Origin of the sequence: Micromonospora sp. NPDC048843, assembly GCF_040649965.1 — a bacterium.
GTDB classification, from domain to species: domain Bacteria; phylum Actinomycetota; class Actinomycetes; order Mycobacteriales; family Micromonosporaceae; genus Micromonospora; species Micromonospora hortensis.
In genome coordinates, this window is record NZ_JBEZGJ010000001.1 from 83902 (window position 1) to 95842 (window position 11941).

Consider the following 11941-nt stretch of genomic DNA (forward strand, 5'->3'; position numbering starts at 1 on the left):
TGGAGAACCGGTCACGGCTGTGGATAACTCGGGGATCATGCCGGTTGGCGTGTGGGAACTCCGGAGGCTCGTTGTGGACAACCGACCGAGGTGCTGGAAGCCGGGCCGTCCGGACCGGTGGGATGGCCCGACTTCCAGGAACCCGAGTCGATCATCGTCGGCCCGCGGTCACTCCAGGCCGACGCGCTCCGGCCGGGCCGAGGCGGAGCCGAGCCAGGTGTGCGGGTTGCCGTACCAGCACCAGCCCAGCTTGGGTGCGCCCTGGCTGATCCACAGCGCCGGCACCCGCTTGTCGCCGCACCGGGAGCCGACCAGCGAGAAGCACCTGTTGCTCGCCAACGCGGCCGGGTGCAGCGTGATGAAGGCGAGCCCCTCGTCGATGCTCAGCGGCAGTCGACCCTGGGCGGTGATCCCCTCCATGGCCGTGGCGGGTGCCAGGTTGCGGTACTCCTCGCCCCGGTCGACGTCGAAGAGCAGGTACGCCGGACCGGCGGGCACCTCCAGTTCCTTGATCGGGTCGAAGCGGGGCAGGTCGTCCTCGGCAAAGTTCTGGTCGACGACGCCGGGCTTGCTCTTGCCGGCCAGGGTGGTCACCTCCACCCGTTCCGGCACACCGATGAGGTCCCGGGTGGTGACCAGCAGGAACGGCACCCGGGCGTCGGTGGGTGCGGGCAGGCCGGCGGTGCCCTCGACCGCCCTGGCGCGCAGTGGCGCAACAAGGTCGCGGAAGGCGTTCTCGGTCAGCCCGGCGAGGGCGGGGTAGCCGAGCTGCACCAGTCGGTCGAGTTGGCTGTCGAACTCGGATTCGGCGTCGAACAGGGTCTCGGTCACGGCAAGCCTCCCGGAAGTCGTACGGCTTAGCGTACAACGTACGGTAGGGCTGCTCCCATTCCCGGCTCAGCGACTCCAATCCTGCTTCGCGGCCCTGACCAGCTTGTCCTTCAGCTCCCGGGTGTGCCGCCGGCTCACCGGCAGCTCGGTCGAGTCGATCACCACCACGTAGCCGGAGTTGACCAGGCGCAACTCCGCGATCAACTTCAACTGCACCAGGTACGACCTGTGCACCCGGACGAAACCGGCATCGGCCCAGCGCTCCGCCAGCGTGGCCAGCGAGACGCGCACCAGGTGCGACCCGTCCGCTGTGTGCAACCGGGCGTAGTCGCCCTGCGCCTCCACCCAGCGCACCGCCGAACGGGGCAGCATCCGGGTGGTGCCGGCCAACTCGATGGGGATGGTCGGGTCCTCCTCGGCGCGGGCCAGCGCCGCCGGGTGCGACGGCACCACCCGCGAGCCGATCACCCGACGCAGCGACTCGGCGAGCCGATCGGCACGCACCGGTTTCCGCACGTAGTCGGTGGCGCCCAGGTCGAAGGCGTCCACCGCGCCGTCGTCGTACGCGGTGACGAACACGATCGCCGGTGGCCGGGCGAAGCGGCGCAACACCCGGGCCAGCTCCATGCCGTCCAGGCCGGGCATCCGGATGTCCAGGAAGACCACGTCCACGTCGCCGTCGCGCAGCAGCCGCAGCGCCTCGGTGGCATCCCCGGCCGTGTGCAGGCGGGCCACCCGGGGGTCGGCCCGCAGGTGGTACGCCAGCTCGTCGAGGGCGGGCGGCTCGTCGTCCACAGCGAGGACGCGCAAGAAACCGGAAGCGTTCACCGCACCCGTCCCGGTCCGCTCGCTCACGACCCTGCCCGCACGCCCGGGTGGAACTTCGGCACCCGCATGCTCACCTTCGTGCCCGAGCCCAACCCGGTCTCCACTACCAGGCCGAACCGGTCACCGAAGACCGAGCGCAACCGCTCGTCGACGTTGGAGAGGCCGACGTGCTGGCCCGTGTCGTCGCCCGGGTCGCCGGTGCCGCGGGCCAGCTCGGCGATGCCGGCGGTCAGCGTGGTCGGATCCATTCCCACTCCGTCGTCCTCCACCGTGATGTGGCATTCGGCTCCCGCGTCCCGGGCCTCGATGCTCACCATGCCCGTGCCCGGCTTGCGGGACAACCCGTGGCGAACCGCGTTCTCCACGAGCGGCTGGAGGCAGAGGAACGGCAGCGTCACCGGCAGGACCTCCGGTGCGATCTGCAACCGCACCTGCAACCGGTCGCCGAACCGGGCCCGCTCGATGGTCAGGTAGCGGTCGATCGACCGCAGCTCCTCGGCCAGCGTGGTGAACTCCCCGTGCGCCCGGAACGAGTACCGGGTGAACTCAGCGAACTCCAGGATCAGCTCCCGGGCCCGCTCCGGGTCGGTGCGTACGAACGAGCCGATCGCGGTCAGCGCGTTGTAGATGAAGTGTGGGCTGATCTGCGCCCGCAACGCGCGGATTTCTGCGCGGGCCAGCCGCTCCCGCGACGAGTCCAGCTCGGCCAGGGCGAGCTGGTTGCCAGCCCAGTGCGCCGTCTCGAGGGTGGCCTGCACCAACCCCGGAGGTGGCGGGCTGTCGGCGACCGCCACCAGCGCGCCCACCACCCGGCCGTCCGCCGCCAGCAACGGCGCGACCACCGCCCCGCGGACCGGGCAGTCGACCCGATCGCAGTGCAGTTCCTGCTCACCAAGCACCGTCGAGCGGCCGCTGTCCACCGTCCGCTGGGCCGCCGCTAGCAGTTGCTCTCCGTGGTGGGTGCCGCGCCCGTCGAGGGCCAGCAACCGGTCGGCGTCGGTGAGCGCCAGCCCGACCGCGCCCACCAGCGCCCGCAGATGCCGTACGGCCTTCGCCGCGCCCGCTTCACTCAACCCCGCACGCAGCGGCTCGGCCGCCAGGCCGGCGGTGTGCAGCACCTCGTAGGTGGCCCGCTGGGTGGCCGTGGCGATGCCACGGCGGGCTCGTAGCCGCAGCACCGCCAGCAGGGCTGCGGTCAGCGCGGTGACGAGTGAGACGACGCCGACCACGGCGGAGAGGTTGGCAGCCACGCAGCGATCCTCGCCCCTGCGAGCCGGCGCGCCAACCCTCTAGTACGCGCCCTTGCGGGCGAGCACCACCCCGACGGTGCGCCACAGGATGCTCAGGTCGTACGCGAGCGACCAGTTGTCGACGTAGTAGAGGTCCAGTCGGACCGACTCGTCCCAGGACAAATCGGAGCGGCCGGAGACCTGCCACAGCCCGGTCATGCCGGGGCGGACCAACAGTCGGCGCCGCACGTCACCCAGGAAGTCGCCGTCGTCGGCCGGTAGCGGGCGGGGCCCGACCAGCGACATCTCGCCCCACAGCACGTTGATCAGCTGCGGCAGCTCGTCCAGCGACGTGGCCCGCAGGAAGCGACCGACCGGGAAGACCCGCGGGTCCTCCTTCATCTTGAACAGCATGCCGTCGGTCTCGTTCCGATCGACAAGGCTGGCCAGCCGGTCCTCGGCGTTGACGTACATTGTCCGGAACTTCCACACCCGGAACGTGCGCCCCTCGTGCCCCACCCGGGGCTGGCGGAAGAAGACCGGCCCGGGGTCGGAGATCCGGATCGCCACGGCGATGGCCAGGAAGAGCGGAACCAGCAGCAGCAGGCCGAGACCAGCGGCGACCCGGTCCATCAGGTTCTTCGCCAGCAGCGCCGGCCCGGAGAGGGTCGGCTCCTCGACGTGCAGCAGCGGCAGACCCTCGATCGGCCGGATGTGCACCCGAGGGCCGGCGATGTCGGTGAGCTGCGGGGCGACCACCAAATCGACGCCGGAGCCCTCCAACTGCCAGGCCAGACGGCGCAACTCGCCCGGCTCCGCGCTGGCCGACCCGCAGACGGCGATCGTGTCCCCACCGACCTCACGGACCAGGGCCAGGACGTCGCGTCCGGCGTACACCGGAACCGGGGTCGGCATGCCTCGGGCCGCCGCGTACCCGTCGGTGATGTGGATGGCGACGGGCATCAGCCCGGCGGCCGGGCTGCGGGTGACCGCCGCGTAGACCTCCAGGCATTCGGGCAGGGTGCCGACCAGCACCATCCGGTGAGCGGCCTGGCCGGCCCGCCGCCGGATGTAGTGCAGCGCCCACCGGGCCACGAAACGGCCCCACAGGATCAACAGCGTCGCGCCGACCAGCGCCGTGCCGACTGTGAACCGGGAGAGCTGGGTGACAGTAGAGAAGGCGAGGAAGGAGACGCTCGCGGCCACCGTCACCGATGCCCGGATCACCCGCTTGAACTCGTCCGGGCCGAGCCCCAGGTAGCGCCGGTCGTAGGCCCGGTTGCTCCAGAGGATCACCACCCAGCCGAGCGGGAGCAGCAGGTAGGAGACGGTGTGGAACCACGTCGGGTCCTGCTGGGTGCCGGAGAACCCGGAGGCAGCCTGGTCGAAGAGCTGGATCGCGATCCAGCTGGCGAACGCCGCGGCGCCGAAGTCGAGCAGCAGCAGGATCGCGATGTAGGGGCGGTGCCAGCGGGAGACACGGCGTCGCGCCCTCGTCCAAGCCGACCGAGGGACGCCGTTGTGGGACGGCGGCGTCGGCGGCTGGATCTCGAAGCTGTCGACGTGCCGCACGAGTCTGCTCCGGCCTTCGTTGGTTACCGGGCGCTGGAGGCTTGCCGTCACCTCACCCATGTCCTCCCGCATGACACGGGCCGCTCACTCGGCGTGAAGGCCCGGGTCGCCCACCGTCCCAGTCTCCCACGCTGGCTCCGACCGGTCGTCGCCCCGAAGGAGATTGGCGACCGACGGTGCTGGCGGGATCTGGCCGGCTCCGCACCATTTCAGAAGCCGGGGACCGGGCCACTATACCGATGGATGCGCGCGTGGCGAGAAGGGCGGACCGGAGCTTCCGCTCACTGAGGGAGATTCCGCTCCGTAGCCCTGAAGTGCCATTACTCACCGTACGAGGCGAGACAACCGACGGTCAGCGAGCGGCTTGCCGCCGGTCTGGCAGGTGGGGCAGTACTGGAGGCTGGAGTCGGCGAACGACACCTCGCGCACAGTGTCACCGCAGACCGGGCAGGGCAGCCCGGTGCGGGCGTGCACCTTCAGCCCGGAGCGCTTCTCGCCCTTCAGCTCCGCGGCCCGCTGACCGAGGGACCGCTCGACCGCGTCGCCGAGGACCTGTCGGGTGGCGGCGTGCAAAGTGGCGATCTGGGCGTCGGTGAGCCGATCGGTGATCGCGAACGGGGACAGCTTCGCGGCGTGCAGGATCTCGTCGGAGTACGCGTTGCCCACCCCGGACAGCACCGACTGGTCGGTCAGCACCCCCTTGACCTGCCCCCGCCTGCTCCGCAGCCGCTCGGCGAAGAGAGGCAGATCCGCGGCGAGCGCGTCCGGGCCCAGCTTGGCCACACCGGGGACCGTCGCGAGGTCGGTGACCAGATACGCGGCCAGCTTCTTCTGGGTGCCGGCCTCGGTGAGATCGAAGCCGGAACCGTCGTCCAGGCGTACCCGCACCGCGATCGGGCCCTTGCCCGGACGCAGCGGGGTGGTGGCGGGGAACGCCTCCCGGTAGTGCAGCCAGCCCGCTCGCGCCAAATGCACCACCAGGTGCAGGCTGCCCTCGAAGAGGACGTCGAGGAACTTTCCGTGCCGACTGGCGTCGACAACCGCCCGGCCGGCGACCTCGGTCGGCGCCGGCTCGTACGTCTTTAGGGCGCTGATCGCGGCGATCTCCAGCCGATCGACGCGCCGCCCCACCGCGCGCTGACGCAGGTAACCCGCGAGCGCCTCAACCTCCGGTAGTTCGGGCACGACACAACGGTAGCCTTCTTTCCCGTGAGCGTGAGGAATGAGCTTGCGAGTCCCGCAATCGCGAACGAGAGGCAAGCTCCGTGAGAATCGTGGTGGCACACAACCGGTACCGGGAAGCCCAGCCCTCCGGTGAGAACACGATCGTCGACTCGGAGATCGCCCAGCTCACCGCCGCTGGCGTCGAAGTGCTGCCCTTCATCCGCAGTTCGGACGAGATCCCGTCGATGTCGAAGTCGGCGAAGGCGCTGCTGCCGATCTCGCCGATCTGGGCACCGCGCGCCCAGCACGACCTGAGCCGGCTGCTCACCGAGCACCGACCGGACGTTCTGCACCTGCACAACCCGTACCCCCTGATTTCGCCCTGGGTGGTGCGGACCGCGCACCGGCACGGCGTGCCGGTGGTGCAGACGGTGCACAACTACCGTCAGGTCTGCTCGTCGGGGATCTACTTCCGCGACGGCGTGATCTGTCAGGACTGCAAGGGTCGGGCGTTGGGTGTGCCCGCGATCAAGCACCGCTGCTACCGCGACTCGGCGGTGCAGAGCGCGCTGATGGCGACCACCCTGGCCGTGCACCGGGGCACCTGGCGCTCGGTGGACCGGTACATCGCGCTCACCTCGGCCATCGCCGATCACCTCCGCGACTACGGCATTCCCGACGAACGCATCGTGGTGAAGCCGAACTCCGTCCCCGATCCCGGTCGGCCGGCGCCGCTGGGTGACGGGTTCCTCTACATGGCCCGGCTCTCCCCGGAGAAGGGCGTCGACCTGCTGCTGGACGCCTGGCGTCGGCACCCGGTGGGTTCGCTGGGCACGCTGCGGGTGGCCGGTGACGGCGAGCTGCGCCCGCTCGTGGAGGCAGCCGCCGCCGAGCGACCCGACGTGGTCTACCTCGGTCAGCTCGACCGGGCCGGCGTGCAGGCCGCGGTCGAGGCGAGCGCTGTGGTGATCGCCGCCGCGATGTGGCACGACGTGCTGCCCACCGTGATCATCGAGGCGTTGGCGAACGGCCGACCCGTGCTCGGGACGGCGTTGGGCGGCATTCCGTACCTGGTCGGTGCCGACGCTCCGCACGAGCCCGCCGGCACCGGGCCCGCCGAGATCGCCTCCGCGGTCGCCGGGGGCGGCGGCGGGTCAGCCATGCCGGCGGGGATCGGTCTGGGCGAGGCCGGTTGGGTGGTCGCCCCGGAACCGGCCGCGCTCGCGGCCGCCCTGCCGGTCGCCCGCGCCGGTGCGTCCGGGCTCACCCTGGGAGCCCGCGCCCGCTACGAGCGCACCTTCCACCCCGACGTGGTCACCAAGCGACTCATCGACATCTACGCGGGCCTGGCCCGGACCCCTACTCCATGATCGGCGAGCCTGAAGGTCGCGCGGGGGCGGGGGTCAGCGGAGGGAGGCGCGGGCGGAGAAGGCGATGCTGGCCAGCAGGAAGCCCCCGTTGACGATGGTGAAGGCGACCATCACCCAGAGGACCAGCGCGGGGGCCACGGCGAGCACCACGGCGGCCACGAAGATCACCGCGCCGTAGTCGCGGACCAGCTTCACCAGGCGCACCGGCAGCGAGGTCGAGGTGACCATGCTGGCCGCGTTCGGGCCGGCCTGCATCACCGACGTCACCAGGTTGACCATCCAGGTGCCCGCGAAGGTCGCCACGAGCCAGGTCGGCGTGCCCGGCTCCTGCGCCACGGCGGTGGCGCCCAGCGCTGCCACCAGGGCGATCTGCGCGGCCACGTCGCAGAGCACGTCGACGCGCGCGCCGGCCGCGCTGCCCTGGCCGGTCACCCGGGCCAGCTGCCCGTCCGCGCAGTCCAGGGAGTACGCCACCTGCCAGCCGACCAGGGCGAGCAGGCCGACCACCCAGGCCGGTACGTCCCCGGCGGCGACCGGGCCGGCGAGCGCCACCACGGTGACCGAGGTGGCCAGCCCGAGCACCAGGTTGGTGATAGTCAACGCTGTCGGTCGCAGCCCGAGCCGCTGGGCGACGAGCGCGAACACGGCCCCCAGCCACTGGCTGATCGACTCGCTGAACAGGCCGCCGCCCCGGTTCACCCGGTGGAAGTCGGCGACGGTGGGACGGGGGTCAGCCAAGCTGGTCGCGGATTGCACCGGCGTAGTCTGCCAGCCGCTCCCGGGTCTCGGTAGGCGACAGTGCCAGGTGTTCGAGGATGGTGTACCGGTCCGGCCGGGTACGCGGCGCGAACTGCACCGCCTCGATGAACTGGTCGTCGGTGAGCGCCACCTCGGCGGGGAGCCGGGGCAGACCGTGCCGGGCGAGGCAGGCCGACATCTCCCCGAAGCGGCGGAGATCTCCGCGTAGCCAGGTGCAGAACAGCGCACCCAGCCCGGCCAGCTCGCCGTGCGAGGCGGTCCCCGGAAAGAGCGAGTCGACAGCGTGCATGATCTCGTGGCAGCCGCCGCTGCACGGACGGCTGGTGCCGTCGACAGCCATCGCCAGGCCGCTGGAGATCAACGCTTCGGCGAGGACGATCACGAAGGCGTCGTCGCTCATGTCGCCGGGGTGGTTGAGCACCGCTTCGGCGCCGGCCCGCGAGAGCGAGGCGGCCAGCCCGTCGACCGGCTCACCGCGTACCTGTCGGGACAGCTCCCAGTCGGCAAGCGCGCTGATGTTGCTGATCACGTCGCCGATGCCGGCCCGGTTGTGCCGGTCCGGGCCGCTCTCCACGAAGTCCAGGTCGACGATCACACCGATCGGAATGTGTACGCCGTAGGAGCCCTTGATCCCGTCGGTGATCAGGCTGGCCACCGGGGAGGCGATCCCGTCGTTGGCGAGGCTGGTCGCCACCGACACCATCGGCAGCCCTCGGCGGGTCGCCGCGTACTTGGCCACGTCGATGGTCTTGCCGCCGCCGATGCCGACCACCGCGTCGTAGGACCGGGCGCGGAGTTTGCCGCCCAGGTCGTCGGCGGCGTCCAGCGTCCCGCCGGAGACGGTGAACACGTCCGCCGAACGCAGCGACGGTCGGATCAGCTCAGCGATCTGGGCACCCTGACCCGGGCCGACAACCACAGCGACGTCGCCCCCGGAGGAGATCCGCCCGTCGGCCAGGATCGCGCCCAGGTCGGCGACCGCCCCGCGTCGCACGTCGATGTGCAGCGGGGTGAGGACGCTCCGAGCTAGTAGAGGCACGCGATCTCCCGCGCGCGGGCCAGGTCGGCGTGGTTGTCGACCTCGACCCACGGGACGTCACCGATCGGCGCCGCCCGCACCTCCCCGCCCCGGTCGGAGAACTCCTGGTAGCCGTCCTCGTAGTAGAGGTTCGGGTCCCGTCGCCAGGTCGCCTCCAGCGCGTCGGCGAGCGCGTCGGCGACCTGCGGCTCGATCAGCGTCGCGCCGATGTACTCCCCGTACGCCTCGCCCGGGTCCATGATCTTGGTGATCCGGGTGAGCTGGCCGGCGGCGTCGAAGGTGGTCTTCATCTCCTCCTCGGCCAGCGGCTTGAGGGTGTCCACGGCCAGCAGGATGCCTGGGCCACGCTCGGCGAGCAGGGTCTTCTCCACGCTCACCGGGTGCACTGTGTCCCCGTTGACAAGCAGCACCCCGCGCGCGAAGTACTCCCGCGCGAGCCAGAGCGAGTAGGCGTTGTTCCACTCCTCGGCCTTGTCGTTGTGCACAAGGGTGAGCGTGACCCCGTACCGCTTCTCCAGGTCGGCCTGCCGCTCGCGGACCGCGTCCGCCGCGTAGCCGACGACGATCACGATGTCGGTGAGCCCGACCTCGGCGAGGTTGCCCAGCGCGATGTCCAGGATCGTCGTCTCGCCGTCCACCGGCACCAAAGCCTTGGGCAGGGTGTCGGTGTACGGGCGCAGCCGTCGTCCCGCTCCGGCCGCGAGCACCATTCCGATCATCGCGACATCCTCCCTAGTCCTGCTCCCGTCACCGGTGGAGGATAGCGCCGGCCGGGTGCGCCGCTCCGGCCAACCGGGTCAGCCGGGCAAGGCCGCCAGGTCGGCGAGCATGGTCAGGCGCTCCTCCGCGCTGAGCACGGCGTACGGGCCGGCGGCCCGCCGGTCGGTCTCCAACTCGATGGCGAGCCGCTCGGGGCCGGCCGGCAGGGCGGCGATGCTCGACGGGGTGTGCCCGGCGGCGGTCCAGGCGGCGGCGTGCGCGTCGGCCCGGTGGTATCGAAGGGTGCTGAGCCGGTTGAGCAGCAGCACGCCCGACGGGGTGCCGTCCGGCTCGTAGGGGGGCGCCAGCGCGGCGAAGGAGGAGGCGACCGGGTTCGCCTCCTCGTCGGCCAGCACCAGGGCGTACGACAGCAGTCGGCCGAGCATGGCCACCAGCCGTGCCACCCGGTCGTCGTGGCCGGCCCACAACTCCTCGGTGACCTCGGCGTGCACCTGGTACAGCTCGGTGAGGAAGGCGGCGCCCCGCTCGGTGGCGGACAGTGCGCCGTCCGTGCCGCGGTAGATCATCCCGTGGGCCACCTGCTTGTCCACAGTCCGCCGGCAGGCGACCGGGTCCTGGTAGCGGGTGATCGCCGCGAAGCCGGGCCCGTCGACGGTGCCACCGGGTGCGGCCAGCCGGGTGCGCAGGTCGACCAGGAAGCCAGTGGCGGTGACTCCGCCGTAGCGCTGGGACAACTCGGCGCCACCACCGTCGCGGCCGGCCAGGATGCCGGCGCGGAAGGTCCGGTCCACTGCCGGTGCGAGCAGCCCGGCGATCCGGTGGGGCGCGACTTCGACGGCGTTCACAGACCGATCGACCGCAGGACGGCGAAGCCCTCCTCCGCGATCCGCCGGATCAGCCCGTCGTTGACGTCGCGGTGCTCGTCGAGCACTGTCACCTCGTGCTCGGCCAGCCAGCGGTACTCGGTGTGCTTGCCGGCCTCGAGCATCGGGCGGTCGAGGTCACCGTCGACGCGGACCAGGAAGTCGTACTCGGTCCGGGCCAGGCCGTCGTCGCCGACGTAGCTGTACTCGCCCACCTGCCCCAGGACGTGGGAGAGGACCCAGCCGGTCTCCTCGGTGATCTCCCGGCGCAGTGCCTCGTCGATGTCCTCGCCCGGCTCCACGTGGCCACCGACGATGTCCCAACAGTTGGGAAACAGGCGTCGGTGTGGTGAGCGGCGCTGAAAGAAGATGCGGCCGTCATGGTCGACGATCAGCGCGCCGGCGCAGCGCAGGGGCTCGGTGGACACCATCCGACAGTAGCCAGCGTCCGCAGCTTGTGCGATGCCGCTCTTGTCCCGGAAACATCCACCGACCACCATGTCCGTACCGAATGCCACCGTCCCAAAGGGGTGATGTGTGATGCAGGTACGGGATGCGATGTCCAGCCAGGTCCTCGTCGTCGGTCCGGAGCACACGCTCCGCCAGGCGGCCCGGATGATGTCGGCCCGCGGTGTCGGGTCGGCGGTCGTGATCGACCCGGATTCCGAGGGCGTGGGGATCATGACCGAACGCGACGTGTTGAAGGCCATCGGTGCCGGCCTCGACTGCGACGTGGAACGCACCGGCGCCCACCTGACCTGGGACGTGGTCTACGCGGGGCCGGAGTGGACGGTGGCCGAGGCCGCCGCCGCGATGGCCCGGGGCGGATTCCGGCACCTGGTGGTGCTGGACGGCCGGGAGGTGGCCGGCGTGATCTCCGTGCGGGACATCATGCGGGTCTGGTCGGAGAGCCAGGCGGTCGCCACTACCTGACCGACTGTGGTGTGCGGGGCCGGAGCGATGGGTAGACATCCCTTGCGGGCGCGGAGATGCCGTGGCCCGTGGGGGAGGTCCCGATGCGCGACGCGGAGCGGCTGGTCGAGCAGCAGTACGCCATGCTCCTGCGTCGGGACGTGGCCCGGTTGCCGGATCTCTACGCCCCGGAGGCGTTCTACGCCATGCCGGGCGTGACGGTCCGTCCGATCGAGCTGCCCGCGCTGCTGCGTACCTGGACCGGCGCCTTTCCGGATCTGCGGGTCGACCCGATGGGCGCGGTCCGCACGGGCGGTGGCGCCGCCGTCGAGCTGCGGCTGACCGGCACCCACACCGGCACCCTGCATTCGCCGTACGGCACCGTCGCGCCCACCGGCCGGCTGGTGAGCTGGGAGGTGGCCGACGTGGTCCGGGCCCGCAAGGGTCGGATCACCGCCTGGCGCTCCTACTTCGACTGGAGTCAGCTCCTCGACGCGCTCGGCGTGCAGCTGGAGGGACTTTCCCGGGCCGCGCAGCACGACGCGCTCGCCCTTCCGGTCTGATCTGCCGCCGACCGGCCCAGTGGGGTCACCCGACCCGGTGGCTCAGGATGCGGACATCGCCGTGCCGACCGCGCGTCCCCCGCCGCCGCCC

Annotated in this window: 13 protein-coding genes; 3 read left to right on the forward strand and 10 right to left on the reverse strand. The window is 71.4% G+C overall.

Annotated elements, in window-relative coordinates; all coding sequences use genetic code 11:
- Positions 1-168 precede the first annotated feature (168 nt).
- The 5 genes from AB0C20_RS00415 to AB0C20_RS00435 form a co-directional block, all read right to left on the reverse strand.
- On the reverse strand, positions 169-831 hold the full coding sequence (locus tag AB0C20_RS00415; protein WP_357566898.1) for a DUF5701 family protein: 663 nt from the start codon (positions 829-831) through the stop codon (positions 169-171).
- Between the two features lie 66 nt (positions 832-897).
- Positions 898-1659, reverse strand: coding sequence for a LytTR family DNA-binding domain-containing protein (locus AB0C20_RS00420; protein WP_238670054.1), 762 nt, complete (start codon positions 1657-1659; stop codon positions 898-900).
- A gap of 23 nt (positions 1660-1682) precedes the next feature.
- Entirely contained in the window at positions 1683-2909 is a 1227-nt protein-coding gene (locus AB0C20_RS00425) for a histidine kinase (RefSeq protein WP_357178452.1), read from the reverse strand.
- A gap of 39 nt (positions 2910-2948) precedes the next feature.
- On the reverse strand, positions 2949-4520 hold the full coding sequence (locus tag AB0C20_RS00430) for a sugar transferase (RefSeq protein WP_357179465.1): 1572 nt from the start codon (positions 4518-4520) through the stop codon (positions 2949-2951).
- A gap of 264 nt (positions 4521-4784) precedes the next feature.
- The gene (locus AB0C20_RS00435; protein ID WP_357178449.1) at positions 4785-5645 is read right to left on the reverse strand and encodes a DNA-formamidopyrimidine glycosylase family protein; all 861 of its coding nucleotides are present in this window, start codon (positions 5643-5645) and stop codon (positions 4785-4787) included.
- 80 nt (positions 5646-5725) lie between these two features.
- Between AB0C20_RS00435 and AB0C20_RS00440 the strand changes: the two genes are divergently transcribed.
- A complete protein-coding gene (locus AB0C20_RS00440; protein ID WP_357178446.1) occupies positions 5726-6994 on the forward strand; it encodes a glycosyltransferase in 1269 nt (422 codons plus the stop codon).
- 33 nt (positions 6995-7027) lie between these two features.
- Here the strand turns inward: AB0C20_RS00440 and AB0C20_RS00445 are convergent, their stop codons facing one another.
- The 5 genes from AB0C20_RS00445 to AB0C20_RS00465 all read right to left on the reverse strand — a co-directional run bounded on the left by AB0C20_RS00445 (position 7028) and on the right by AB0C20_RS00465 (position 10806).
- On the reverse strand, positions 7028-7750 hold the full coding sequence (locus AB0C20_RS00445; protein WP_357178443.1) for a CDP-alcohol phosphatidyltransferase family protein: 723 nt from the start codon (positions 7748-7750) through the stop codon (positions 7028-7030).
- The gene (locus tag AB0C20_RS00450; RefSeq protein ID WP_179781433.1) at positions 7725-8792 is read right to left on the reverse strand and encodes an iron-containing alcohol dehydrogenase family protein; all 1068 of its coding nucleotides are present in this window, start codon (positions 8790-8792) and stop codon (positions 7725-7727) included. The genes AB0C20_RS00445 and AB0C20_RS00450 overlap by 26 nt, the downstream gene beginning before the upstream one ends.
- Positions 8780-9511 (reverse strand): phosphocholine cytidylyltransferase family protein, encoded by a 732-nt coding sequence (locus tag AB0C20_RS00455; protein ID WP_124854040.1) that lies wholly within the window; start codon positions 9509-9511, stop codon positions 8780-8782. Before AB0C20_RS00455 ends, AB0C20_RS00450 begins: the two co-directional genes overlap by 13 nt.
- A 78-nt stretch (positions 9512-9589) precedes the next feature.
- Entirely contained in the window at positions 9590-10357 is a 768-nt protein-coding gene (locus AB0C20_RS00460) for a hypothetical protein (RefSeq protein ID WP_357566899.1), read from the reverse strand.
- Complete coding sequence (locus AB0C20_RS00465; RefSeq protein ID WP_181518408.1) at positions 10354-10806, reverse strand: NUDIX domain-containing protein; 453 nt, start codon at positions 10804-10806, stop codon at positions 10354-10356. Before AB0C20_RS00465 ends, AB0C20_RS00460 begins: the two co-directional genes overlap by 4 nt.
- Before the next feature lie 109 nt (positions 10807-10915).
- On the opposite strand from AB0C20_RS00465, the gene AB0C20_RS00470 reads away from it, so the two are divergent.
- Together AB0C20_RS00470 and AB0C20_RS00475 are read left to right on the forward strand one after the other, a co-directional pair.
- Positions 10916-11308: a CBS domain-containing protein gene (locus tag AB0C20_RS00470; RefSeq protein WP_030487774.1), complete on the forward strand. Its 393-nt coding sequence runs from the start codon at positions 10916-10918 to the stop codon at positions 11306-11308.
- An 83-nt stretch (positions 11309-11391) separates the two neighbouring features.
- Positions 11392-11850 carry an ester cyclase gene (locus AB0C20_RS00475; protein WP_124770741.1) on the forward strand — a complete coding sequence of 153 codons (459 nt, stop codon included), beginning with the start codon at positions 11392-11394 and terminating at the stop codon, positions 11848-11850.
- Positions 11851-11941 lie beyond the last annotated feature (91 nt).